Annotated in this window: 23 protein-coding genes and 5 pseudogenes; 21 read left to right on the top strand and 7 right to left on the bottom strand. The window is 52.3% G+C overall.

Annotation, left to right across the window (positions count from 1 at the left end; genetic code table 11):
* Window positions 1-6: 6 nt before the first annotated feature.
* Window positions 7-735 carry a cation transporting ATPase C-terminal domain-containing protein gene (locus tag JCM15764_RS24855; protein WP_243689320.1) on the top strand — a complete coding sequence of 243 codons (729 nt, stop codon included), beginning with the start codon at window positions 7-9 and terminating at the stop codon, window positions 733-735.
* A 176-nt stretch (window positions 736-911) separates the two neighbouring features.
* Here the strand turns inward: JCM15764_RS24855 and JCM15764_RS17520 are convergent.
* The 3 genes and pseudogenes from JCM15764_RS17520 to JCM15764_RS30205 form a co-directional block, all read right to left on the bottom strand.
* Window positions 912-2,002: pseudogene (locus tag JCM15764_RS17520) on the bottom strand (AAA family ATPase).
* Between the two features lie 43 nt (window positions 2,003-2,045).
* A complete protein-coding gene (locus JCM15764_RS30210; RefSeq protein ID WP_439645329.1) occupies window positions 2,046-2,324 on the bottom strand; it encodes a hypothetical protein in 279 nt (92 codons plus the stop codon).
* 137 nt (window positions 2,325-2,461) lie between these two features.
* A pseudogene (locus tag JCM15764_RS30205) lies at window positions 2,462-2,590 on the bottom strand (phosphohydrolase); the annotation flags it as partial.
* 106 nt (window positions 2,591-2,696) lie between these two features.
* On the opposite strand from JCM15764_RS30205, the pseudogene JCM15764_RS17510 reads away from it, so the two are divergent.
* From JCM15764_RS17510 to JCM15764_RS17505, 3 genes and pseudogenes are all read left to right on the top strand, one after another.
* Window positions 2,697-3,023 (top strand): annotated as a pseudogene (locus tag JCM15764_RS17510) (peptide chain release factor-like protein); the annotation flags it as partial.
* Between the two features lie 15 nt (window positions 3,024-3,038).
* A complete protein-coding gene (locus JCM15764_RS27180; protein WP_279384529.1) occupies window positions 3,039-3,203 on the top strand; it encodes a nitroreductase family protein in 165 nt (54 codons plus the stop codon).
* Entirely contained in the window at window positions 3,194-3,541 is a 348-nt protein-coding gene (locus JCM15764_RS17505) for a nitroreductase family protein (RefSeq protein WP_279384528.1), read from the top strand. The genes JCM15764_RS27180 and JCM15764_RS17505 overlap by 10 nt, the downstream gene beginning before the upstream one ends.
* Before the next feature lie 47 nt (window positions 3,542-3,588).
* Here the strand turns inward: JCM15764_RS17505 and JCM15764_RS17500 are convergent, their stop codons facing one another.
* Window positions 3,589-3,876 (bottom strand): DUF1540 domain-containing protein, encoded by a 288-nt coding sequence (locus JCM15764_RS17500; protein WP_054698047.1) that lies wholly within the window; start codon window positions 3,874-3,876, stop codon window positions 3,589-3,591.
* Between the two features lie 235 nt (window positions 3,877-4,111).
* Between JCM15764_RS17500 and JCM15764_RS17495 the strand changes: the two genes are divergently transcribed.
* From JCM15764_RS17495 to JCM15764_RS17470, 8 genes are all read left to right on the top strand, one after another.
* Window positions 4,112-4,741 (top strand): nucleotidyltransferase domain-containing protein, encoded by a 630-nt coding sequence (locus JCM15764_RS17495; protein WP_054698044.1) that lies wholly within the window; start codon window positions 4,112-4,114, stop codon window positions 4,739-4,741.
* A 208-nt stretch (window positions 4,742-4,949) separates the two neighbouring features.
* Window positions 4,950-5,420 (top strand): TIR domain-containing protein, encoded by a 471-nt coding sequence (locus JCM15764_RS17490; protein ID WP_054698041.1) that lies wholly within the window; start codon window positions 4,950-4,952, stop codon window positions 5,418-5,420.
* A gap of 9 nt (window positions 5,421-5,429) precedes the next feature.
* Window positions 5,430-10,001, top strand: coding sequence for a TIR domain-containing protein (locus tag JCM15764_RS17485; protein ID WP_054698039.1), 4,572 nt, complete (start codon window positions 5,430-5,432; stop codon window positions 9,999-10,001).
* Window positions 10,002-10,030: 29 nt separating this feature from the next.
* The gene (locus JCM15764_RS24850; RefSeq protein ID WP_243689319.1) at window positions 10,031-10,567 is read left to right on the top strand and encodes a DUF4071 domain-containing protein; all 537 of its coding nucleotides are present in this window, start codon (window positions 10,031-10,033) and stop codon (window positions 10,565-10,567) included.
* Window positions 10,564-10,950, top strand: a complete 387-nt coding sequence (locus JCM15764_RS24845) for a TRAFs-binding domain-containing protein (RefSeq protein ID WP_243689318.1) — start codon at window positions 10,564-10,566, stop codon at window positions 10,948-10,950. Before JCM15764_RS24850 ends, JCM15764_RS24845 begins: the two co-directional genes overlap by 4 nt.
* On the top strand, window positions 10,887-11,357 hold the full coding sequence (locus tag JCM15764_RS24840) for a TRAFs-binding domain-containing protein (RefSeq protein ID WP_439645328.1): 471 nt from the start codon (window positions 10,887-10,889) through the stop codon (window positions 11,355-11,357). The genes JCM15764_RS24845 and JCM15764_RS24840 overlap by 64 nt, the downstream gene beginning before the upstream one ends.
* 517 nt (window positions 11,358-11,874) lie before the next feature.
* On the top strand, window positions 11,875-12,273 hold the full coding sequence (locus JCM15764_RS30200; protein ID WP_243689341.1) for a hypothetical protein: 399 nt from the start codon (window positions 11,875-11,877) through the stop codon (window positions 12,271-12,273).
* A complete protein-coding gene (locus JCM15764_RS17470; RefSeq protein WP_243689339.1) occupies window positions 12,192-12,416 on the top strand; it encodes a type II toxin-antitoxin system RelE/ParE family toxin in 225 nt (74 codons plus the stop codon). Before JCM15764_RS30200 ends, JCM15764_RS17470 begins: the two co-directional genes overlap by 82 nt.
* Window positions 12,417-12,599: 183 nt before the next feature.
* Here JCM15764_RS17470 and JCM15764_RS17465 read toward each other — a convergent pair whose 3' ends face one another.
* Together JCM15764_RS17465 and JCM15764_RS17460 are read right to left on the bottom strand one after the other, a co-directional pair.
* The gene (locus tag JCM15764_RS17465; RefSeq protein WP_054698031.1) at window positions 12,600-12,914 is read right to left on the bottom strand and encodes a type II toxin-antitoxin system RelE/ParE family toxin; all 315 of its coding nucleotides are present in this window, start codon (window positions 12,912-12,914) and stop codon (window positions 12,600-12,602) included.
* Window positions 12,898-13,176 carry a type II toxin-antitoxin system Phd/YefM family antitoxin gene (locus JCM15764_RS17460; protein ID WP_054698028.1) on the bottom strand — a complete coding sequence of 93 codons (279 nt, stop codon included), beginning with the start codon at window positions 13,174-13,176 and terminating at the stop codon, window positions 12,898-12,900. Before JCM15764_RS17460 ends, JCM15764_RS17465 begins: the two co-directional genes overlap by 17 nt.
* 230 nt (window positions 13,177-13,406) lie before the next feature.
* Here JCM15764_RS17460 and JCM15764_RS17455 point away from each other — a divergent pair, with 230 nt between their 5' ends.
* The 9 genes and pseudogenes from JCM15764_RS17455 (at window position 13,407) to JCM15764_RS17420 (ending at window position 19,843) form a co-directional block, all read left to right on the top strand.
* The gene (locus JCM15764_RS17455; RefSeq protein ID WP_054698024.1) at window positions 13,407-14,495 is read left to right on the top strand and encodes a polysaccharide deacetylase family protein; all 1,089 of its coding nucleotides are present in this window, start codon (window positions 13,407-13,409) and stop codon (window positions 14,493-14,495) included.
* A gap of 152 nt (window positions 14,496-14,647) precedes the next feature.
* Complete coding sequence (locus tag JCM15764_RS17450) at window positions 14,648-15,793, top strand: HD domain-containing protein (RefSeq protein WP_243689316.1); 1,146 nt, start codon at window positions 14,648-14,650, stop codon at window positions 15,791-15,793.
* Window positions 15,794-15,860: 67 nt separating this feature from the next.
* The gene (locus tag JCM15764_RS17445; protein WP_054698017.1) at window positions 15,861-16,151 is read left to right on the top strand and encodes a putative quinol monooxygenase; all 291 of its coding nucleotides are present in this window, start codon (window positions 15,861-15,863) and stop codon (window positions 16,149-16,151) included.
* Between the two features lie 160 nt (window positions 16,152-16,311).
* Window positions 16,312-16,511, top strand: a pseudogene (locus JCM15764_RS17440) (cold-shock protein).
* 74 nt (window positions 16,512-16,585) lie between these two features.
* The gene (locus tag JCM15764_RS24830) at window positions 16,586-17,188 is read left to right on the top strand and encodes a DEAD/DEAH box helicase (RefSeq protein WP_243689315.1); all 603 of its coding nucleotides are present in this window, start codon (window positions 16,586-16,588) and stop codon (window positions 17,186-17,188) included.
* Window positions 17,137-17,916: a helicase-related protein gene (locus JCM15764_RS24825; RefSeq protein ID WP_243689338.1), complete on the top strand. Its 780-nt coding sequence runs from the start codon at window positions 17,137-17,139 to the stop codon at window positions 17,914-17,916. The genes JCM15764_RS24830 and JCM15764_RS24825 overlap by 52 nt, the downstream gene beginning before the upstream one ends.
* Before the next feature lie 11 nt (window positions 17,917-17,927).
* Entirely contained in the window at window positions 17,928-18,473 is a 546-nt protein-coding gene (locus JCM15764_RS17430; protein WP_243689314.1) for a tRNA-uridine aminocarboxypropyltransferase, read from the top strand.
* 49 nt (window positions 18,474-18,522) lie between these two features.
* A pseudogene (locus tag JCM15764_RS17425) lies at window positions 18,523-19,076 on the top strand (YaeQ family protein).
* 71 nt (window positions 19,077-19,147) lie between these two features.
* The gene (locus JCM15764_RS17420) at window positions 19,148-19,843 is read left to right on the top strand and encodes a Bax inhibitor-1/YccA family protein (RefSeq protein ID WP_054698012.1); all 696 of its coding nucleotides are present in this window, start codon (window positions 19,148-19,150) and stop codon (window positions 19,841-19,843) included.
* A gap of 118 nt (window positions 19,844-19,961) precedes the next feature.
* Here the strand turns inward: JCM15764_RS17420 and JCM15764_RS17415 are convergent, their stop codons facing one another.
* Window positions 19,962-20,885, bottom strand: a complete 924-nt coding sequence (locus JCM15764_RS17415) for a selenium metabolism-associated LysR family transcriptional regulator (RefSeq protein WP_054698005.1) — start codon at window positions 20,883-20,885, stop codon at window positions 19,962-19,964.
* Between the last annotated feature and the right edge of the window lie 238 nt (window positions 20,886-21,123).

Here is a 21,123-nt window from a genome sequence, read left to right as displayed (position 1 = left end):
GTCGCCATGGGGATTACCGGTACCGACGTTGCCAAGGAGGCAGCAGCTATGATCCTTCTGGACGACAACTTTGCCACCATCGTAAGAGCGGTCAGGGAAGGAAGGCGCATCTATGCCAACATCCTCAAGTTCATAATCTATTCCATCTCATCCAATTGCGGCACCCTGGTGCTCATTGCCCTTGCCCCGTTTGTCGGGTTGCCTTTGCCGCTCTTTCCCATTCAGATTTTATGGCTCAATCTGCTTTGCGACAGTTTTCCCGGTCTGGCCCTGGCCGTGGAGCCGGTAGAAAAGGATGCCATGGATCGGCCCCCCATCGATCCAGCCTCAGGGGTCTTTGCCGAAGGTCGAGGGTGGTTCATGGCCCGTTATGGCATTTTTATCGGCGGTCTCGCCCTGGGGCTGCAGGTTTATGCCCTGAAAGCTGGCTATTCCTGGCAGACCATGGTCTTCACCTTTCTCATCCTCAGCAGAATGGCCATGGCCCTTTCTGCACGGTCCCGGCAGTTGTCGCTTCTGCAACTGGGCATTTTCAGCAACAGGCAGCTGATCGGCGCCATACTCCTCGTTGTCATTCTGCATGCCTGTGTCGTCTGGATTCCTTCCATGAACCCTGTTTTTGCCACGGAGCCCCTGGACCTGAAGGAAATGGGGCTGGTGCTGGCCTTGTCAGTAGTTGTTCTGCTGGTGTCGGAGCTGGAAAAGGCTGTGCTGAGGAGAAAACGCCTGCCGTGACTTCGTCCGTTCGCTCGGTCGCCACAGCTGCGGACCTTGCACCGTCTCTCGATGTAACTGCCTGAATAGCCGTTTGCGCCAAAGAATGCTTCATTCAAGTACCGGCGGGTGTCCGCTCGCCGCTGTGGCTCTGTCACTCACTCTCGAAGCCACGGCAGGCTTTCGGCGGGGGGGGCTTACAGCAGGGCGTCGATGGCATCAAAATCAACATCCTGCTCGGCATTTGTCTTGATCCAGTTGAGCTTCTCTTCGTCTTCGGCGGTGATTTTGGCCACATCGGCAGAGAGGGTGGTGAAGACCTTGGCGGTGGTCTTGTCGACGCGGATATAGGGAATATTGCTGTCGTCCAGGATCTGTTGGCTGATCTTGGATACGGGCACATGGCCCGCTATGACCAGACCGGCGATCTTGGACTTGTAGGCGGGGATGTGATAGAGGGAGGCAAGGGTGACGATCAATTCGTCCCTGGAACTGGTCAGGATCATCAGGTCGAGTCCAGCAGACCGTCAATGACCCGCTGGGAAGAGGCTGCGCCCAGCTGGATATGATTGATGATGCGGGTTTTTTCATCCATATTGCCGTTGAGGGGGAGGTTGAGCAGCTTGCCGATATGCCCCAAAGTCGGGTTGGCCAGGACCGGAGAAAAGTTGAAGCCGCCGATCACCTGCAGGTGGTTGGGCTCCATGGCCTTCTGCAGGTAGCCGAGGACATGCTCCCTTTTCTTGCTCAACAGTTTGTTGACCAGAATTGCCCGCACATCGGCCTTTTCCCGCTCGTAAAGGGCCAGGTTCAGGTGTACCGCATCCACCACCTTGCCGATGCCGCTTTCGGTGACGATGACTACCGGCGCCTCTAGCATATTTGCCACCCGGGCATTGCTCAGGCCGATGACCGAACCGACGCCGCCGTGTCCGGCCCCTTCGATGATGAGAAAGTCGTATTTTGAATCAAGCTCTTCCACCGCATCTATTATGCAGTCCTCCAGGGACAGGTCGTTCAGCCTGCCGCTGAGATAGTCCTTGGTAAAATCCTTATGCAATGCCACCGGGGACATGAGGGCGATATCCTCCTCAAGGCCGAAGGCTCTGGCCATGAGCACCGCATCCATATCGACGATGAAATCTTCGTAAAGCTCGATCTTTGGGCCGATAGGCTTGATGAAGCCGACCTTTTTGTACTTCTTGCGCGCCAGGTGCATGAGAGAAACGCTCATGGTGGTCTTGCCGCAGTTCTGACCGGTGGCGCCGATGAATATCCTTTTAGCCATAACGTTTCTCCTTTTTACTCAGACAGGACAACCGGATGCACATTCAGGCTGCGGGGCACAGCCTTGCATACCAGCGGTCGAAGATGGTGATTTTCCCTTCACCGAACTTCTCCAGTGAAGCGCGAACTTCTTCCCTGGATTTCATCACCGTCACCGAATCGGGATTCTTGGAATAGAAGAGGTCGGCAAAGCAGATAATCTCCTCTTCCAGGGAGAGGGGCACCATATCCCTGGCCGGCAGGGGCAGTTTCTGGCGGCGGATGTCCTCCGCGGTGAGTCCGACGCCGATATGACGTTCGCATGCCATGGCATGGCGGGGCAAGCCCTCTGCTTCAAGGATCTCTCTGCCGGTGATGCCATGACATATATAGGCTGGCTGCCGAAACAGAACATCTTCGGCGCGTGGACCCGCGACACGCCTATATCATGCAGCAGTGCTGCTTCTTCAATTAATTTCAGGTCAATCGGTGTGCCAAGTCCTCCGGCAACCTCCAGGGCCTTGTCGGCGACCAGTCGGCTGTGCTTCAACACAATATCCAGAGCTGCTTCATTGGAAAAGTATTTTTTCAGCAGTGCTGCCCCATCCATATGTTTACCCCGCAACATTTTGAAGCTATTATATTGAGGCGTGCCTGCCTGTCAATGTATACAAGCAGGCGCAGTGATAATTATTGATTTAAGATGGAGTTGCCGGGTGACCATTGAAATAAGGGAAGCGGATATAAAAGTGGAGTTTTATCGGGCCTCGGGGCCTGGGGGGCAGCACCGCAATACTACCGATTCGGCGGTACGCATTCGCCATCTGCCCACGGGCATCGTGGTGCAGGCGTCCGAGAGCCGCTCCCAGTGGCAAAATCGTGAGCTGGCCATGTCTCGTCTGCAGCAGGCGCTTATCAAGCGGGAACGGAAAACAAAAAAAAGAATCGCCACCAAAACGCCTAAAAAGGCCAAAGAGCGGCGGCTCTCCGAGAAAAAAATTGTATCACAGAGAAAAAAGGAACGTGTTGTTCGCGATGATTAAGGAGGAAGTGTCCTGATGGATTTGATGGAAGGGATCTATTCGCGCCGCAGCGTGCGCAGCTACACCAATGAAGAGCCAACCAGGGATCAAGTGCTGGAAATAGTCAAAGCCGGCTCCTGGGCGCCTCGGGGCTCAACAACCAACCGTGGCGGTTTGTTATCGTCAGGAGCGTGGAAATAAGGCAGCAGCTGGCAGCCCTGACCCGTTACCGGCACATTATCAGCGGTGCACCGGTGGCCATTGCCGTCTTTTGCGACCGCACGGTCATGTATAACGATGTCAAGGACCACCAGGCCATGGGCGCCTGCCTGCAGAACATGCTCCTTGCCGCCCACGGGCTTGGGCTGGGGGCTGTCTGGCTTGGGGAAATCCTCAAGAGTGCAGCTGAGGTCGGTCGCCTGCTAGGTGTTTCTTCGGCAATGGAGCTGATGGCGGTGTTAGCCATCGGTTATCCTGCAGACACGGGTCAGCGTTCCATCCGCAAGGACGCGGAAGAACTGGTCCTCGCGGAGTTCTGATATAAGAAAAGGCGGGAAGGGGGAGTGTTTTTGTCAAATGCTCACAATTACCTTTCCGTGAATGTTTTGCAGCATGCATGGTCCTTATGGATAGTAACCTGAATATCGGGGGCGGAACATTCCAACGACTGATTGAACTTGCAGCTGTCCACCTTGCAGGCGCCCACGCCGCCGGTAATTTCCGACACACCCGCTTTCTGTGATGAATTGGTAAATGTATCGCAAGTGGGGTGAGAGTCCCCCACCGTTATTGCCATGGCATGACAGGTTTTCTGGTTGTTGTAGGCGCAGTCGGTAACGTCACAGACTTTAATCTTCGGCATTGCCTGAGCCATATTTTTCCTCCTTATGCACCCCTTCCCACTAAAAAGTCTGGCATAGTTCCAGGCGATGTCAAACCGGGGAGTTTGTGAGTGAGTAGAAAGAGTAGGGCTCATTAATTGAAGAAGGTGAATCAACTTTCAGATGTGGAGCCGGGCACCATAGATCCCATATGCGCGGGAAAAATAAAGTATCCTTTTGTTCTCAAAAATGCTACAAGTGAAGCAAAAAAGAGAACAGGCGGCTTTTATGGCTGATCAAGGTATTGCGGAAACACTTTTTGGCGCATATCGGCGCAGGGCGCTGACTTTGCTGCTTTTGCGCCCGGACAAGTCCTTCTACGTCAGAGAAATTTCCCGCCTTTCCAGTATCCCCGCAGGATCTCTTCATCGGGAACTGAAGACCCTTGCACAGGCGGGTTTCCTGCTTCGGGAGAGCGTGGGCAATCAGGTCAGGTATCAGGCAAACCGTGACTGTCCCATTTACGAAGAACTTGCTTCCATATTCCGCAAGACATCCGGCCTGGCTGATGTTTTGCGGGACGCACTGCTGCCGCTCGGGAATGCAGCCGAGGTTGCCTTCATCTTTGGCTCCGTAGCGCAGGGGAAAGAGACCGCAGCAAGTGATGTGGATCTTTTTATCATTGGTTCTGCGTCATTTGTCTCCGTCGTGCAGGCGCTTTCCAAAGTACATGAGCGCCTGGGGAGAGAAGTAAATCCGGTGGTAGTCACTGTTGACGATTTACGCAAAAGGCTCCGGGAAAAGGACCATTTTCTCCAGACAATTCTCGATAAGCCGAAGATTTTTGTTGTAGGAGACGTTCATGACCTTGGACAATTTGCTGAAAATCGGGCAGCTAAAGCCGCACGAAACAAGTAAGGAAGAGGTCAACGGTGATACAATCGTTGACCAGAAGCACAGCAACATCGGGAAGAAGTGTTGAAAATAAGTTATGACCCTTGATGAACCCTACATTTAAGGGGCTGACCATCCTCTTTGAATCGCCTTGAATCTCTTAGTTTTTGATGAGAAGAGATCTGTCCTGGATTTGTGAATGTGACTAAATTCGTCGTCATAGGAGAATATATTGGGCCTTCCAAGAACTTTCGTAGGATTCAGTAGCACTGACATTCACTATTACCGACTGATGCTTGCCTGGAAAGCTCGTGAGCATATCGATTTTAATTTTGTCGATTGCCAGCTTTCTTCCGAGATCAACTCTGAAGATGAAGCATACATCAAGCGTAAATGCCGAGAACGGATCAACATGGCTGGCAAGTATGTGATGTTGATTGGTGCGGATACTCGTTACAAATATAAGTACGTGCGATGGGAGGCAGAGGTAGCTATCGAGAAAGAATGTACGATTATCGGTGTCAATCTTGATGGGAGCCGTCAGATTGTCGAAACGACTTGCCCGCCAATAATACGTGATGTTGGTGCTATCGTTGTCCCATATTCTCCAAAAATAATTGCATATGCATTGGAGAAATGCCAGATGAAGGAATCAGGGAATTATTATTATAAAGATGAAGTCTATCAAAAACTTGGATATTGAATTCTAATCATGCTCTCCGCTACTTCCATTTTCATAAGCTATCGCAGACAAGACACTTATGGTCATACAGGTCGTCTCTATGATCGTCTAATCCAACGGTTTGACGCTGAAGATATCTTTTACGATCAGTCCGGAATTGAGGCTGGTGATGACTTTCCGGAGGCAATACAAAACGCACTTGATTCGGCGCAGGTAATACTAATTGTGGTCGGGCCGGACTGGCTGTTAACAGAAAACCGTAAGCGGCTAGATGACCCGAGAGACTTTGTACGGCGTGAAGTCTTGTCTGCACTTAAAAGAAAAGCGCTCGAAAGCAAGAACAAACCGCTCGTTGTCCCTGTTCTAGTGGGTGGCGCCGGACAGTTGGCAGAGGACGATCTTCCCGATGATCTCCGCGAACTTGCCATTATCCAGTCACATTTGCTCCCAACCAATCTCGCAGACTACAACCTTCAAATCGAAGAACTATGTAAAATAGTAGGGAAGCATAGTCGTAGCTGGACGGCAAAACTTTCTCAATGGTTGCTCAATTGCCTCTCCGACAAAAATCTCTCCTCAGCTAATTTCAGCCAAGACCTCACCGTATTACGCCCTGAGAGCCACTATATTCAACGAGCCTCAGCTAATGAAGCATTGGATTTCTGGTGGAGCGAATGGCAGGAGCATAACCGTCCTTTTGTGCTTCTCGGCGAAGAAGGAGACGGAAAAACCTGGGCTGTTTCATCATGGATAGCAAAGACTATTTCTTTGACTGGTGGCCAGTTACCAGTGGTGTTCATCTCAGCAACAAAGGTATCTAAAGCGGCAGGCTTCATCACCGAGATGGCTGATGCCATGGCAAAAGCCAATGATTCCATTTCAGCCATTGAATGGGAAATTCGTCTGAAATTATTTCTGACCAGCAAAGTAAACAATCTCCCTCAGATAGTATTGGTTGTGGATGGTCTGAATGAACGCCCGTCACTTGAATGGCGTGATCTTTTCGATAATTACCTTATTTCACAATTCCGGAAAAGCATTGCTCTAATAGTCACTTGCCGCAACGGCTATTGGAATTATCATTTGGAGAATGAATATAAGGAAAGTGTGTCGGTTTGGCAGTTGTCGCCCTTCAATGACGAAGAGCTTGATCATGCACTGACACGCCATCACCTTACGAGAGCCTCGTTTAGTGACCGTGTTCTTAAGCTGGTTGCCAAGCCGCGTTATTTTGACATGGCGGTGCGCCTCAAGGACCAGCTTGAAGAATCCGGTGATGACGTAACAATAGACCGGCTGATTTATGAAGATTGGCGAGACAGGCTCAGGCGTAAACGCTCACCTGATGTAAGGATATCCCATACGGACTTCCTTGCGCTGATTACTGAAGTTGTTAAGGAGTACGGTCAACGTGTCAATACCGGACAGCTTGCGCAAACATTGTCGGTATATGGAAAACAGGCAGAAATCAGGGCTGAGCTTGTTTCCTCAGGCATTCTCAGGGATGTGGGCGGAGGTAAGTTCGAAGTAGCGCCAAACTCCTTGATTCTGGGGCTTGGGCTTTTGCTCGCCAATGAAATCGAAAAGAGCGGCAAGGGTGACATTCTTGAAGTTGAGGAAATAATTGCTGAACGGTTAGGTCCACATCCGGATAGTGATCGGTTGGTGCAAATATGCGCCATGGCCTTATATCATGCCCTGTTGACTGATAGTTATCCGGATGAGTGCAGTATCGCCTTGTTCCGGAAATGGATATCAGGCCGCAATCTTGACGAGGCTGATTCAGAACGGGTCAGCGCCTATTTCCCTTTAAAGCCTCACGTCTATTTTCATGTTATGGAAGACCTTTGGGGAACTTTCGGCGACTATCGAGAGGTCGAAGATCATCTGATGAATGCCATGTTGCAAACGCACAATTTTGACCATGTCAAAGAAGAAATGGTGGCGACATTTGAGCGCTGGCTCGGATTTGTCCATCCGCTTGGGTATCGTGGCTTGTTTGAACGTGACGAATCAAAAAAAGAAGATTTGATTAAAAAGGTTGAGGAACGTCTTGGACAGCAAGTCGAGTTAGGTGGCAAGGAGCTTTTCGGCCACCGCATTGAAATCGTTGCTGACCAGAGACTGCTTCAACTTGCCAATGTAGCTGAATCCGTCATTTCTCACTTTGACCGTGCGCCTTTTGTGCTGGCACTATGTAACGGCTCTGTTGCCACGGCTGTAATGGGTGGATCAAACGTTGATTATAGATGGATAGTACGTACTGCACCAAGTAATGTCCAAACTGCCCTGTTGACGAAGGCAAGCGAGTTAATGGCAACAAATCAGAGCCTTGCATTACGCGCAGCTGATTACTTGCTTTTTTGGATATGTAGTGAAGACTCAATAGCTCTTCGTGAAGACATACCAGAAGAGTTATCATTCCGGTCAAGGTACAAAAAGCTCCGGGAAGAAGACGGATGCGACTTCTCTATCAATCTTTGGAGTGAAGAGAATTACCTTGATTACCTACAGCGAACTAAATTGTCTTCGATAAACATTGCTGAGAATCTAGCAGATGTCGCCATAAATCCGGACTGTACAATGCCGGAAGAGTTTTCAGTAAAATTTGATTCCGCAATCCATCAGATTGAATACAAAGCCAACGAACATCGCTCACAGACACGAGAGGATATTGCAATTGAGCATATGGAGCCGGCTTTATGCGCATACAAGGCAGAGCGATACGCTGAACTATTTAGGAAGCTGACCACGCAATTAAATGGCCAAAACTTTTTATCTTGCCTTCTTTTGGCGGGTAAGCTCTATAAACAATTACCGGTCTTGACTGAACTGGAGCGTGAGTCGATTATCGAAGCTTGGCGAATGACGTTAGCCAATACGGATAAGGAAGCCCACAGTGCTGAATTGACGCTATTCCCAATGGTAGTTTTCGACAGATCTTCCGATGAGCAATTCCTATTGCTTCAAGAGCGAGGAGGGAAGACCGGATACATCTCCAGGACGCAGGCACGTTACCGGGAGATAACCGCCACCTGTCTCAACTTGGTTTTAAATACGTTGAATGGGTACGATGGATCAAACCCTGAAACATGCTATGCCGTACTTGATTATTTGATAAAAACATTGAGCACGATGGATCACCTGTTGAGGGAAAGATTGCTGAACTTGCTACAGGGTGACAATTCAATAATTCGCTATTTATGTCTTGAGATAATTTATAACACTAACGACCATGTAGCAGCGAATGCAGTGCTTGAGAGCGCATGGAAGATAGATAGTGGTAATTGTGATTACGAGAATGACTGGGGAAGTATTCTGCTTGCACATTTTGCAAAGCACATTTCATTTGAAGAGATAGCCGACAGGATTTCATTAAGGTGGTTGGGCTATGCCGTAAAACAGCGAGGTAACCGCCCAGAAGAGGTTGCTGAATATGCTCTGCGGCTGCATATTATTTGGACTCGAATCGCAATGCAAACGGAGAGAGATGAAGCAGTCCTCCGGCATCTTAAAATTAGTATCTGTCAGAACCGAAATGATATTGACGAAGAAATTAACATCGATCTCAATGAGAATTTCGGTCTAAAATGGACTAAATTTACTTGGGGGGGAACATCAGGTGCGATTCGCAAGCCGTTTGATGAAGGCATGGCAAATGCCAGGTTGGAGAAGATTTATAATCAGGTAACGGAGGTTTTGAAGGCTGAAAAGAAGCGGGGGAACCACTGGATTGATACGTCATTCTCAAACGGGAATCTTGATGCCGTAGTTGCAAGCGGTATCACTTATTGGCGAGAGTGGATTAAACCTGTGATGGATGGCACTATCGAAGGTCGGCGTTTACTGGCCTTTTGCCAAGGGCTTTATGAAAGCCTATGCGCAACACTTCTGAATCTCGAACCGGAAACCGGCGTAAAACTTTTCAACACTATCATGAAGTACAAAACCACCCGTATTGTTGATTCCTACACAGACATTCAACACATTCTCTTTTCATTGTTTGAAGCGCAGGAATCCCCATCGGTAATCGGCTTATGGAACGAGTATCTTAACAGCTGCGACTCGGACAAAGACCTGTCGGAAATAGCCTATCTTGCGCAGACCTGCGGCAAAAACGAATGGATAGACTTGTCTATTCAGTTCTGGTTATCGTCGGAACGTGACTACGACATAGCGCGCGGTCTCAGGCTGCTCGGGTTCTCAAACGAAGAAAAACATGCTGAGCAATTGAATGCATGGATTGCTGACCACGGACGTTCATGGCTGATGGATGTGGCAAAAACGGCGCAAGCAAGCAGTAAACGGAACTCTTGGGCGAGAATTTGGATTGAGCGATTTGTTGCCGATGAAAATCGAGTGAAGTCCTGGGCATCTTTCAGACTGTTTCTGCGCTGTGCTGATAAGCGATTCTGGATATGGGACAATGATCTTATTAAGACTGACACCTTAACCCTATGGAAAAGGGACGCATATAGAGCTAACATCGGGACAATATTGGATGCTGTTAAGGAGAATGAAAAGAAGTTGAAAGACAAATTCATTGGTCATGATGTAAAGGAAAATCAACTTTGGCCTTGGATGAAGAGATACGGTTCTTGACTAAGGCAATTATAGACAAAGGAGTAGTAATGTCCCCCCTATGTTTTATCCTCATGCCCTTCGGCAAAAAAGATGCCACCGGTCGAGAGATTGATTTTGACGCGGTGTATGAGCAGTTAATCGTCCCGGCGGTGCATGATGCTGGTATGGAGCCGTTGCGGGCCGACGAGGAGAAAACCGGTGGCATCATCCACAAGCCGATGTTCGAGCGGCTGATCCTCTGTGAATATGCAGTTGCCGATTTAACTGCGGCCAATGCCAACGTCTTCTACGAGCTGGGTGTGCGTCATGCCGCCAAGCCGCATACTACGGTGCTGATGTTCGCCGAAGGAAGCGGGCAAATACCCTTTGACGTGGCCCAACTTAGGGCAATCCCCTACGCAGTATCTGCAGACGGTCAACCGTCCGATGTTGCCAAGTTCCAGACGCTGCTGACCAAACGTCTAGTTGATGCCCGTAAACCGACTCATGACAGCCTATCTATCAATTACTTGAAGATTACCCGGATATTGATCACACCAAGACCGACACGTTTCGTGACAGGGTCGAATACTCTAAGACCATGAAGGAGCATCTTGCCCAGGCCCGCAAAGCAGGGCTGGACGCATTGAAAACGTTGGAAGGCGATATTAAGAAAATTGACGACTGTGAAGCCGGAGTGGTGATTGATCTTTTCCTGTCCTACCGGGCAGTAAAAGGTTGGGACGAGATGATCTCCCTGGTGCCGAAGATGTCGCCGGTGTTGATGACGACAGTTATGGTGCAGGAACAACTAGGATTTGCCCTGAATCGCGCCGGAAGAGGTGAAGATGCAGAGCGGGTACTCCAGGAACTGATCGCCCGACGTGGGCCGTCCAGCGAAACCTACGGCATCCTCGGGCGAGTATACAAGGATCGCTGGGAGACAGCCCGAGTGGCAGGCAGCGTCATGCTTGCCAAAGGCTGCTGATCAAGGCCATTGACGCCTATTTGAAGGGATTCGGAGCCGACTGGCGAGATGCCTATCCTGGGATCAATGCCGTGACCCTTATGGAGCTGAAAGATCCGCCAGATCCCCGTCGCCTGGAGATCCTGCCGGTAGTGACATATGCCGTCAAACAGCGCGTCCAACGTGGCACTCAGGACTATTGGGACTTTGCTACACTCCTTGAACTGGCAGTGCTGGCAAAGGACGAAGTCAGCGCGACGGAGAACCTGGCCAGTGCTCTTGCTGCAGTTCGCGAATCGTGGGAGCCTGAGACCACACTGCGTAATCTGCGTCTTATCCAGGAAGCGCGTGAGCGGCGATGTGAAAATGATTTTTCTTTGTTTACGGAAATTGAATCAGAGCTAAAGCAGAAGGCAGGACTTGCCTGACAATTAAGTGGGAGGACATGTTGTCGGTAAAATGAAAGAAAATGAAACAGGGTCTCCAAAATCCATTTTTCTTTCACCCTTCACGCGTCGTCTTCTGCTCGACAAGGGAGATGCTGTAGGGTCAACCCTTGACACGGGACCAGGCCGGTAATTAGGTAGGACATGAGCCGTCGACACATACTCAGGCCACTTGATCCAAACCTCCGCCACCCACTTCGCATCATTTACTCCATTCAGACACCAAGCTCAATGTCTGGGTGGTCAAGGTCGGCCACCTGCGCCAGGTCTACCGGGTCTGAATCGGCTCCACCGCTCGTTGATTCCCTGCTCACGCAAGCAGCCACCTACCAACTCACGCGACGACGCGAAGGCTCGACGGGATTCTGCTAATCCTGTATGAAATCTTAAAGTCCATGAAGCGTGGCGTCATCCTTTCCCAGCCTGAAAAATCGTTTGAAATGTTATAAGGAAATGGTATTGTTTCTGGTACTTAATCAAGTACTAAAAGGATGCCAACATGAATACCGTACCTGCCCAGGAAATCAAAAGACGCGGGATCGCCGCGGTTGATGATCTCATCGCCAAGGGTGATCTCCACGTCATCAGGAACAACCAGCCCCAGTACGTGGTGCTTTCCGAGGAACGTTATCAGGAGCTTCTTGTCGCAGAGCAGGAGGCCCACTACGCACGGGTGAGGGAGTCGCTTCAGGACCTGAAGGAAGGCCGGGTCAAGCGCGGCACCGCAGACGACCTGATCGAAGAGCTGAAGCTGGAAGCTAGATCGTGTATACCCTTGTCTGGACGGCCTCCTTTACCCGCTCCGCCGAAAAATTTATGGAGCACCACCGCGACCTGCGTCAGAAGTTCGCCTTCGTCCTGCGCGACCTTGAGCGTGATCCGTTCCAGCCGCACCTGAAGTTCCATAGCCTGACCGGCAAGCTGAAAGGAATGCAGGCAGTAAGCATTACCCATAGCTACCGCATTACCCTCACGGTTCTCGTTACGGAAAAGGAGATCATCCTCCTCGACATCGGCAGTCATGATCAGGTCTACCGATAGCATTCCCCTTTAACACCCGAAACAAAACCATGCGATGTCAGGATCATCACAGGCCTTGCATTTGTGTATTTGCAGCTTCCTGAAAGAGGCACCGGGTCAAAAGGGGCACCGATCAGCTTTGTATCCTGCGATCTAAAGGGCAGGCAAGGGAGAACAGCGCCATTCAAGCTCTTCTCAATAAGCTCAATCTTCGAAGCAGGATGAATCAAGCAGGCGGGAGCTGTGGATGATGCGCAGAATATAAACTGTCTTTCCGGCAATACGGAAGATGGTGCGGTAGGCGCCATAAAGCAGTTGGCGATAGGCTGTACCAAGTTGCTCGTTTTCCGGGATCAGCGGGCAGCGCTCGGGAAGTTGTTCAAGCGTGGTGATCTGTTCCTCAACGCCTATAATGAAGGCATTGGCGTTCTCCGGGCTGTCATCGGCGATGTAGATCCAGATTTCCTCCACATCGCGCTCGGCTGCCGGAGTGATTTGGACGTTATATTTTACGCGCATTCTTGAACTCTTCAAAGAACGCGCGGGCCGAGCGAGTCTTACCATCCGACACCTGTGCCTCCGCCTCGGACAGCAAGCGGGCGAGGTTCATCGCCTTAAGCTGCTTTTCGTAGACCTTGGCGTCGATGATTACAGAATCGGCCCTGCCGTTGACAGTCAGCACCACGGGACGCCCTGACTGGTGAACATGATCAAGAATTTCCCGAGTATGCCGTTTCAGATCGGTAACCGAGCGTATGTCTTCTGCCAGACTTATGGACATGGGATACCTCACCCTATTTAGTGCATTATTTTGCATCATATTAGATGCCAAATGATTGCCTGTCAAACCCATTTTTCAGGGAATCATGACCTTTCCTCTGGACAAACCTTGCCCAAATGGCAATCGCCGAAAACAAAACCATTACAAAGCGCTAAAAGCTGGTATTATGGCAAAACTTCGCGGGTACCCGATAGGGAATGCCCTCTAGATATTGTGATGGAAGGCACTTAATGGCAAAAGGCATATTTAAAGCATCATTCAACCGAAGGCATTGGTTTCTCCTGGTGATGGCCGGGCTAACACTCTCCGCATGCTCCACAACACCGTCTCCCTGGCGGGACGACGCCGTTAACGCCTTACATGCTGCCCGCCAGGAAAGTGCCGACAAGCACCTGCCCACTGAATTCGAGAGTGTCCATATCGCCTTTTCCCAGGCCGAACTCCTGTTGCAGCAGGGAAAGGATGAAGAGGCCGACCGGTTTTACCAGCTGACCGTCATCAAGGGGAGGATGCTGCATAAAAATGTCATTGCAAAAACTGCCCAGCTTCTCCATGGGGCTGGCGAAGCAAACAGGGCTTCCCTGGAACGGGCGCGGGAGCGTGCAATTCTGCAAGCCAAAGAACAGGCGGCCCTGGCAAACGAAGAGATCCTTTCCCTTCGCCCGGCCGAGGCAGCTGCCAGGCCGGCAGGCTCGCAGGAAAAGGCCAATCGCAAGGGGGCCAGACCGACCCTTTATCTTACCTTCGATGACGGGCCCTCGCCGCTCACCCTCCCCATCGCCCGTTATCTCAAGTCTGAAGGAATTAACGCCACTTTTTTTGCCGTGGGGAGGAATATCAAGGGACACGAACAGCTTGTGAAAGATACCGTCGGCAATGGCCATACGGTCGCCAACCATACCTTTACCCATGACGCCAGACGCTTAACCGCCGGCCCATCGGCTCTCAACGGCGAAATTGCAAGAACAGCGGCACTCCTGGACCAGCTTGGAGGAGACGGGCTTTTGGTCCGCATTCCGTACGGGTCGAACACCATCCGGCGCCGAATCTCCCAAATCAGCAATCCGTCAGTACAGATTGTCGATTGGGATGTTGACAGCAACGATACCAGGCCGGAAGGGCTGGGCAATCATGCATTCATTGCCAGAAGCGTGCTGAACCAGTTGAAGAACCGGCACCGGGAAAATATCGTCATACTGTTCCACGACGGAGCGGGGCACCAGGAAACCCTGGCGGCGCTGAAGGAACTGGTGCCGAGCTCAAGCGGGAAGGGTACCGCTTTGCCGGGCTTTCCAGGGGATCGCAGGTCGCCTGGGTGAGGAAACCGCAAGGGACAGGGCTGGTTGCGGCTACAAAGAGCGACAGGCGGCCGAAGGTGCGGTTGTAATAAGGAGTATGGAGAACCCATGAAGGATTTGCTGATCTCCCTGCAGGCGCTTTTCCCAACCGACTGCATGAACATATTTATGTGGTGGGGGGGAGTGTCCGTGACTTCCTGCTGGGCAAGGAAAGCGAAGATATCGACCTGGTGGCGGCGCTTGCCGATGAAACGCTCCGTAGCTGCGGGTTTTACCCGGTCACGGGCAAGACGACTGTCCCCATCTGGTTCCAGTGCCACCCTGAATTGGGGAAGATCGAGATCATTCAGCTCAGGGAAGAGTCCCTCATTGAGGACCTGCGCCGCCGTGACTTCACCATCAACGCCATTGCCATGCATCTTTCCGGTATGCTATACGATCCCCTTGACGGGAGCCGACACCTGCGCGAAGGTCTTTTGCAGGCCTGTACCGACAATACTTTTACCGACGATCCCTTGAGGATCTTCAGGGCCTTTCGCTTCGAGGCGGACGGCTGGCGGATGACACCGGCAACCGAGGCGCTGATCCGGGGTAGGGACTGGCCTGCCAGGCTCGGCCATATTCCGGTGGAACGATTCAGCCGGGAAATGCTCAAGGCCCTCGGCGGCAAGGAGCCGGGGATATTCTTCCAGCGGATGCTGGATTTCGGTGTGGGCAAGGAGTGGCTGCCCGAGCTGTTCCTTATGACGGAAATCCCGGCCGGCCCCCTGGAGCATCATCCCGAGGGAGACCTGTTCACCCACTCTCTGCAGGTGCTGCAACGGACCGCAGCCGTGACCGGCGACCCGCTGGCCCGTTTCTGTGCTTTTTTTCACGATATCGGCAAGCTGGCCACCGATCCTGACCTGTATCCCAGGCATCATGGCCATGAAGAGGCAGGATTCCATATGGGGCACCGTCTGGGCAGGCGTCTGTGTCTGCCTGCCAGTTACATGAAGGCCCTTTCCTGGACAAGCCGGCTCCATATGCATCTGAACAAATGGGCTGAGCTGCGCTCTTCTACCAGGATCAGGAGCGCAGAGCAGGCCGTCAAGGCGGGCATTGCCTGGATCTTGCCGGTGATCGCCCGTGCCGACAAGCCGGAGAACACCATACCCCCCGGTTGGGAAACAGCGGTGAAAGTTGCCGCCATGACTACGGCGGAACTGGGGATCGAGATAGAGCGGCTTTGTGCCATGCCGGCAGAAAAGCGTGCCGACTTCATTTTGCAAAAGCGGGTGGAGATGCTGAGGATGCTGGAAGGGAAAAAATGCCCATGATTGCCCTGGCAGCATTATTTTGTTATGCTGCCCCGTAACCTGTAAACATCGTAAAGGAGGAGGTATCATGGCAAACTTGACCGTCGTGGCAAAGGTCGTGGCAAAAAAGGAATCCATCGAGGCATTGAAGGCGGAGCTGATCAAACTGATCCCACCCACCCGGAAAGAGGAAGGATGCATCGAGTACCGGCTGCACCAGGATAACCATGACCCGGCAGTCTTTATTTTCTACGAAAACTGGCAGAACAAGGATGCCCTGGACCGGCACATGGCATCACCTCATTTCACCGCCTATGTAAAGGCTACCGAACCCTTGATGGCGGATAAAGCCGTGAATCTCCTGACCGGCGTAGAATAAAACCCATCGACTGCGGTTGCAGACCCAGGCAACCTCTGGAATTTTTTTTAACTTTTATTTTTATTAGCTTGACTCCGTACAAACAATGCTGTTATGGTGCCTTTGGTCCGGAATATGCCGGATAATATCAAGCAGTAAAGAAATCGGAGAAAAGTAACGAATGGTAAACGGAACAGTAAAATGGTTTAATGACAGCAAAGGTTTTGGATTTCTCGAGCAGGAAAACGGCGAAGACGTATTTTGCCACTTTTCCGCCATCAGCGGCGAAGGATTCAAATCCCTTGCTGAGGGGGATAGGGTTCAGTTTGAGGTCACCAAGGGTCCGAAAGGCTTCAGGCCGCGAATGTAACCAGAATTTGAAGCAAGTAGTACTTCGTTAACGCAGAAAAAGCCTCGGAGAAATCCGCGGCTTTTTTTTTTGAAAAAAGGATCTTATGAATTTTCAGTTATTTAATTTTCACCCACTTATCTCGGCCGCAGTGAAGGAAGCAGGCTATGTGACGCCGACACCGATTCAGACCCAGGCAATTCCTCCTGTTATGGATGGAAAGGATGTCATGGGCCTGGCCCAGACCGGCACCGGGAAAACAGCCGCGTTTGTTCTGCCAATCCTGCAAAGGCTGATGGAGGGACCGAGGGGCAGGGTGCGCGCCCTGATTATCGCGCCGACCAGGGAACTGGCCGAGCAGATTCACGAGGCCATTACGGTGCTCGGACAGCAGACTCGACTTAAAAGCGCCACCGTCTATGGCGGCGTTAACATCAATCCGCAGATACAGAAGCTGAGAAACGGCGTCGAAATTGTCGTTGCCTGTCCGGGACGCCTCCTGGACCACATGGGCCAAAGGACCATCGATTTATCCCATCTTGAAGTGCTGGTTCTGGATGAGCCGACCAGATGTTCGACATGGGATTTCTTCCCGACATCCGCCGCATCCTCGGACAATTGCCGAAAAAGCGCCAGACGTTGCTCTTTTCAGCAACCATGCCTCCGGATATCAAACGCCTGGCCGGGGAAATCCTCCACAACCCGGTGACGGTGCAGGTGGGATCCACTGCTCCGCCGGTTACGGTAAATCATGCCATTTATCCGGTTTCCCAACACCTCAAGACCCCTCTGCTCCTGGAACTGCTGCGCCACACCGACAAGCAGTCGGTGCTGGTTTTCACCAAAACGAAACACCGCGCCAAGCGTGTCGGCGAGCAGCTGGAAAAAGCCGGTTACCGGGCCGCATCGCTCCAGGGAAATCTTTCCCAGAACAGGCGCCAGGCCGCATTGGATGGCTTTCGTGACGGCTCGTTCCAGATCCTGGTAGCAACCGATATCGCAGCCCGTGGCATTGACGTGACACAGATATCCCACGTGGTGAATTACGACATTACCGATAAGGCTGAGACCTACATCCATCGCATCGGCCGTACCGGTCGTGCATCAAGAAGCGGCGACGCCTTTACCCTGGTAACTGCCGAGGATACGGCAATGGTGCGCACCATCGAGAAGGCACTTGGCGCCCCTTTGGAGCGGCGCACGGTCGAGGGCTTTGATTACAATGTCCCGGCGCCGCACCGCGACGCTGAATTCGCACGCCCCCCGAGAACGCCCCAAGTCCGCAAGCAGCCCAAGGCAAAGCCGGCCGCAAATAAAAGCGCGGCTCCTGCCAAAGGCGGCCAGCCTGCAAAACAGGTGGCAGCGGGCCATCCGGGTAAGGAAGCTCGCCCTGGTGCTTCACGGCCACGGGTACATCGCTCGCGGCGCGCCCAGTGACGTAGCTCTTGTTGAATTCCCCATTACGTGATATTTTCCCACCAATGAAAATCACCCTGTTGACCCATTTCAAGGAATTCGACAAGCGCTCCAATACCGGCCGTCTGGTGTTGGAAATCATGGGGGATGCGGCCGAGCAGGTGCGCTGGGACCGCATGAATCCCCCTGCCGGGCTGGTGGAAGAGATCGAGGCCGGCGGGGTGGCGCTTGTCTATCCCGGACCCGCGGACGAAAACGAAGAAAGCAACGGCAATCTGTCGCACATCACCCGCTTTATCCTCATCGACGGCACCTGGCACGAGGCCCGCAAGATTCACCAGCGCAGCCCCTATCTGCGAAAGGCCCACCGGGTCAGCCTCAAGCCGGCCGGCATGTCCCGCTACAACCTGCGAAAAAACCAGAAAGAGGCCTGCCTGTGTACGGCCGAATGCGTTATCGAGATACTGCGGAACACGGGGCGGATCGAGCAGGCCGAGCAGGCCGAGCAGCTGCAGGAGCGCTTTCTCTCTTTCATCAGGCCGCCGGGTGCCATGCGCGGCGCGGCGGTTGGGCAGTAGCACCTGAAACTGCATTTCACCCGGAGCAACACAAGGAGCCGATCGGATAATGGCCTTACCATCCACCATCTACCGTGCAAACATTCAACTGACCGATGTGGACCGCAGCACCTATGAAGCGCTGCAGGCGACCATTGCCCGGCACCCTTCGGAGACGGCGGAGCGGCTGGTGCTGCGTCTTTTGGCCTATTCCATCTGCTATGCGCCGAACTGGCCTTTACCAAAGGAGTCGGCGCCGGAGACGAGCCCGATCTGTGGGTCAAGGGGGGCGATGGCCGGGTTACGCTCTGGGTCGAGGTGGGAACACCGGAGCCGGAACGCCTGCTCAAGGCGGCCCGTCATGCGGGCAGGGTAGTGCTTGTGGCGGGCGCCCAGAATCGGAGCCGCTGGGAGGACCAGCACCTGGCCCGGCTTGCCGCCATGCCGAACCTTTCAGTCGTCGGCGTTGATTTCAACTTTGTAAGGGAACTGGCTGACGGCCTGGAGCGGTCAATCGCCTGGGAAGTTACCATCACCGGTGGCACTATCTATGTAACCACTTCCGGCAAGACTCTGGAAGCTCCACTGGAACTGCTGGCCGGTCTCCCATTGAGCGAAGCATAGAGTGCACGCTTGACAGGCGGACATATAGTAATCAATTTTATCAGCAAACCTAGAAAAGGAAGGAGCACAAAATGGACGACTTCAATGTGAAATACCCACGCACCGCCGATCAGGTTGCCATCGCCCAGAACACCCTTATCAGGCAGGTCTACGCCTGGATGGGTGGCGGACTTCTGGTCACTGCAATTCTGGCCATGGTCACCATTTCTTCACCGGTTATGCTCAATGCCATCTTCGGCAACAGGTTGGTGTTCTACGCACTTATCCTGGGCGAACTGGGGCTGGTATTCGCCATTTCCGGCGCTATCAACAGGCTCAGCGCCACTGCAGCCTCGTCACTGTTCATCCTCTATGCCGCCCTGAATGGCGTCACCATGTCCGCCATCTTCGCCGTCTACACCGCCGAATCCATCGGCTCCACCTTTGTCATCACCGCCGCCACCTTCGGCGCCATGAGCATTTATGGTTATGTGACAAAGCGTGACCTGACCGGCATGGGCAGCTTTCTCTTCATGGGGCTGATCGGTATTGTCATCGCCTCGATCGTCAATATCTTTACCAAAAGCAGCGCCGCCTCGTGGATCATTTCTGCCCTGGGGGTGATAGTTTTTACCGGTCTTACCGCCTATGACACCTGGAAGATCAAGGCCATGGCCGCGAGCGGTGCAGAGGGTCGGAAACCGGCCATCCTAGGCGCCCTTACCCTTTATCTGGATTTCATCAACTTGTTTCTCATGCTGCTGCGTCTGCTCGGTAACCGCCGCTAGGAGTCTGTCGGACTTAGGAATGCTGCGAGAATAGCAGGTCGGTCCATATTTCCGTAAATCTGTCCTCGACCTGCTATCCTCTCGCTGCGATCCCCCATGTCAGACAGACTCCTGGAACCTAGAAATAGGACAAGAACCTAGCCTTCTCCGTTGAATGCATCTTCCGGGCAATTTCAACAAAGGCATGGGCTGCGGGCGACAGTTCCCGTCCCTTCCTTTGTACCAGGTAAAAATGTCGCGAAAGATTCACCCCGCTTACGTCCATTGCTGCAAGTTCTTTTCTTGACAGTTCTTTATTTATTGAGATCTGCGAAATAAAAGAAATCCCCAATCCGTTCATCACCGCCTGCTTTATGGCTTCGTTACTTCCCAGCCGCGCCTTTACCTGTATGGCGGCTATATTCATCCCTGCAGACACCAAGGCTTCAGCTACTGTTTTGCCCGTCCCGGAACCGGACTCACGGAGGATGAAAGCCTCCTCCTGTAGCTCCTCCAGGCCTACTGCTTTCCTGCCGTGCCATCGATGTTTTTTCCCCACCACCAGCCTGATTACGTCATTACCCACCGGTGTGAGGATAAAGTCATCATTGTCGAACCAACTGCCGATGATTCCGGTTTCAATTTCTTCATTCCGGATCTTGGCAAGAATCTCCCGGCTGTCACCCTGAATCATGTTTACGGTGAGCGAAGGAAACCGGGCCAGCAATAAAGACAGTATTTCAGGAATGATATAGTCGCCTGGAATGTTGCTGCCGCCGATGCACAGGGTTGTGTATTCCACGCCCCGGAAGCGGTTCATGGCCAGTGCGATCTCCTGTGCCGCGACAACGACCTGCCGGGCGTGCTGCCGGAACACCTTCCCCCCCTCGGTGAGCAGTGCACCCTTGCCGGTCCGATCCAGCAGCTTGACGCCGAATTCTTTTTCCAATGAGGATATGTGCAGGCTTACCGTCGACTGGGTAATGAAGGTCGCCTCTGCCCCCTGGGAAAAACTGCCCGTTTCGGCCACCGCCAGAAAAACCTCAAGCTGTTTCAGGTTCATGAATATTCCTCCTATTGGAAAAAACGATGATGATTATAAGTTTTATCAAAATTATCAATTTGACAGTGGGGAGTCAATCATTTATGAGAAGAGTAGCGTTTCCCATTAGAAACCTGATTAGCACCAGCCGTCCGGTACAGTTTCCTTTCCCAGGGGAGAAGGGAAGGGTGAAGGGTGAAGGGTGAAGGGTGAAGGGTGAAGGGTGAAGGGTGAAGGGTGAAGGGTGAAGGTGAAGGGT

This window comes from Geotalea toluenoxydans JCM 15764 (assembly GCF_001311985.1).
Classification (GTDB): Bacteria; Desulfobacterota; Desulfuromonadia; order Geobacterales; family Geobacteraceae; genus Geotalea; species Geotalea toluenoxydans.
Note: the sequence above shows the minus strand (reverse complement) of the source record. Positions and strands in the feature narration are given on the sequence as shown.

Bases quoted from the DNA above. Each gene is read 5' to 3' on its own strand.
- JCM15764_RS24855 (WP_243689320.1), top strand. From the start codon at position 7: ATGGGGATTACCGGTACCGACGTTGCCAAGGAGGCAGCAGCTATGATC.
- JCM15764_RS27180 (WP_279384529.1), top strand. From the start codon at position 3,039: ATGGATTTGATGGAAGGGATCTATTCGCGCCGCAGCGTGCGCAGCTAC.
- JCM15764_RS17500 (WP_054698047.1), bottom strand. From the start codon at position 3,876: ATGGCTCAGGCAATGCCGAAGATTAAAGTCTGTGACGTTACCGACTGC.
- JCM15764_RS17495 (WP_054698044.1), top strand. From the start codon at position 4,112: ATGGCTGATCAAGGTATTGCGGAAACACTTTTTGGCGCATATCGGCGC.
- JCM15764_RS17485 (WP_054698039.1), top strand. From the start codon at position 5,430: ATGCTCTCCGCTACTTCCATTTTCATAAGCTATCGCAGACAAGACACT.
- JCM15764_RS24850 (WP_243689319.1), top strand. From the start codon at position 10,031: ATGTCCCCCCTATGTTTTATCCTCATGCCCTTCGGCAAAAAAGATGCC.
- JCM15764_RS24845 (WP_243689318.1), top strand. From the start codon at position 10,564: ATGAAGGAGCATCTTGCCCAGGCCCGCAAAGCAGGGCTGGACGCATTG.
- JCM15764_RS30200 (WP_243689341.1), top strand. From the start codon at position 11,875: ATGAATACCGTACCTGCCCAGGAAATCAAAAGACGCGGGATCGCCGCG.
- JCM15764_RS17470 (WP_243689339.1), top strand. From the start codon at position 12,192: ATGGAGCACCACCGCGACCTGCGTCAGAAGTTCGCCTTCGTCCTGCGC.
- JCM15764_RS17465 (WP_054698031.1), bottom strand. From the start codon at position 12,914: ATGCGCGTAAAATATAACGTCCAAATCACTCCGGCAGCCGAGCGCGAT.
- JCM15764_RS17460 (WP_054698028.1), bottom strand. From the start codon at position 13,176: ATGTCCATAAGTCTGGCAGAAGACATACGCTCGGTTACCGATCTGAAA.
- JCM15764_RS17455 (WP_054698024.1), top strand. From the start codon at position 13,407: ATGGCAAAAGGCATATTTAAAGCATCATTCAACCGAAGGCATTGGTTT.
- JCM15764_RS17445 (WP_054698017.1), top strand. From the start codon at position 15,861: ATGGCAAACTTGACCGTCGTGGCAAAGGTCGTGGCAAAAAAGGAATCC.
- JCM15764_RS24830 (WP_243689315.1), top strand. From the start codon at position 16,586: ATGAATTTTCAGTTATTTAATTTTCACCCACTTATCTCGGCCGCAGTG.
- JCM15764_RS24825 (WP_243689338.1), top strand. From the start codon at position 17,137: ATGCCTCCGGATATCAAACGCCTGGCCGGGGAAATCCTCCACAACCCG.
- JCM15764_RS17420 (WP_054698012.1), top strand. From the start codon at position 19,148: ATGGACGACTTCAATGTGAAATACCCACGCACCGCCGATCAGGTTGCC.
- JCM15764_RS17415 (WP_054698005.1), bottom strand. From the start codon at position 20,885: ATGAACCTGAAACAGCTTGAGGTTTTTCTGGCGGTGGCCGAAACGGGC.